This is a genomic window from Mesorhizobium sp. M7A.F.Ca.AU.002.02.1.1 (assembly GCF_003998535.1).
In the GTDB taxonomy this organism is placed as follows: Bacteria; Pseudomonadota; Alphaproteobacteria; order Rhizobiales; family Rhizobiaceae; genus Mesorhizobium; species Mesorhizobium ciceri.
This window is the reverse complement of sequence record NZ_RZPB01001115.1, coordinates 1-1,480: the sequence shown is the minus strand read 5'-3', so window position 1 is coordinate 1,480 and position 1,480 is coordinate 1. Positions and strand designations below refer to the sequence as shown.

Annotated in this window: 2 protein-coding genes and 1 pseudogene; all 3 read right to left on the bottom strand. The window is 64.3% G+C overall.

Annotation, left to right across the window (positions count from 1 at the left end):
- Positions 1-185 (bottom strand): annotated as a pseudogene (locus tag EN879_RS35595) (VWA domain-containing protein); the annotation flags it as partial.
- A gap of 3 nt (positions 186-188) precedes the next feature.
- A complete protein-coding gene (locus tag EN879_RS35590) occupies positions 189-1,118 on the bottom strand; it encodes a MoxR family ATPase (protein ID WP_013532114.1) in 930 nt (309 codons plus the stop codon).
- On the bottom strand, positions 1,115-1,480 hold a 366-nt coding region (locus EN879_RS35585), incomplete at its 5' end, for a flavin reductase family protein (protein WP_164774826.1). The genes EN879_RS35590 and EN879_RS35585, both read right to left, overlap by 4 nt.

Genomic DNA, 1,480 nt, shown 5'->3' with positions numbered 1-1,480 from the left:
GCGTGCAGCGTCCAGTAGAAATCGTCGCGCGAACCGATGCCCGCGGCGAGCACCGCCTCGATGGCGTCCTTGACCGAGGCCGGCCCGACCCGCATGCCCGCCTTGCGCAAGGTGCGGGCAAAATAGACGATGTTGTCGGCGATCCGCCCGTGCGGCATGGCCTCTTTTGGCTCGGGGCGCGGCATCGCCTACTCCGCCGCCGAAAGCTCGGCCTTCACCTCGTTGAGGATGCGCCGGCCTTCGCCCTGTTCGATGCGGGCAATGTCGTCCTGGTATTTCAACAGCACGCCGATCGTATCGGAGACGGTTTCCGGATCGAGCGCCACCTTGTCGAGCTCGGTCAGCGCGCCGGCCCAGTCGATGGTTTCGGCGACGCCCGGCACCTTGAACAGCTCGATCTGGCGCAGCTTCTGGATGAAGGAGACCACTTCGGCCGAAAGGCGCTGGTTGGCCTGCGGCACCTTGCGGCGCACGATCTCCAACTCGCGCTCGGCATTGGGATAGTCGACCCAGTGATAGAGGCAGCGCCGCTTCAGCGCGTCGTGGATCTCACGGGTGCGGTTGGTGGTGATGATGACGATCGGCGGCTCTTCCGCCTTGATGGTGCCGAGCTCGGGCACCGTCACCTGGAAGTCGGACAGGATTTCGAGCAGGAAGGCCTCGAACGCCTCGTCGGTGCGGTCGAGCTCATCGATCAGGAAAACCGGGGCAGCCCCCGCCTTGCCGGTCAGCGCATCGAGCACCGGGCGGCGGATCAGGTATTTTTCGGAGAAGACGTTGCGCTCCATGGCGGAGCGCTCGACCTTGCCGGCCGCCTCCTCCATGCGGATCTCGATCATCTGCGCGGCGTAGTTCCACTCGTAGACGGCGGACGAGACGTCAAGGCCTTCATAGCATTGCAGGCGGATCAGCCGGCGGCCGAGCGCCTGTGCCAACACCTTGGCGATCTCGGTCTTGCCGACGCCGGCCTCGCCCTCAAGGAAAAGCGGCCGCTTCATACGCAACGACAGGAACAGTACGGTCGCCAGCGACCGGTCCGCCACATAGTCCGCACCGGTCAGGAGATCGAGCGTCTCGTCGATCGTCCGTGGCGCGGCGCGCGGTTTCAGCTCGGTCATTCTTTCTCCGTGAACGCCGCCGCTCCGCTTTCCAGTACGTGGTAGCCGCGGGCGTGATAGATCAGCGGCCGCAAATTATCGCCCATCCGCAGGCCTGTCACCTTGCCAAAAAGCACACGATGGGTGGCCAGGTCCTTGGTATCGATCAATTCGCAGTCGAACACGGCGAGCGCACCCTTCAGCGTCGGCGCGCCGGTGGAGATCACGTCCCATTCGCCGAGCGCGAAGCGCTCCTCGACCGGCAAGCCGGTGATTCCGGAAAAGCCGACTGACAGCGGCTCCTGGTGGGAAGCCAGGGTGTTCAAGGCAAACCTGCCGTTTTTCACGAACGGTTCGTTCTTGGGCTTTTCGCGATTGAGACA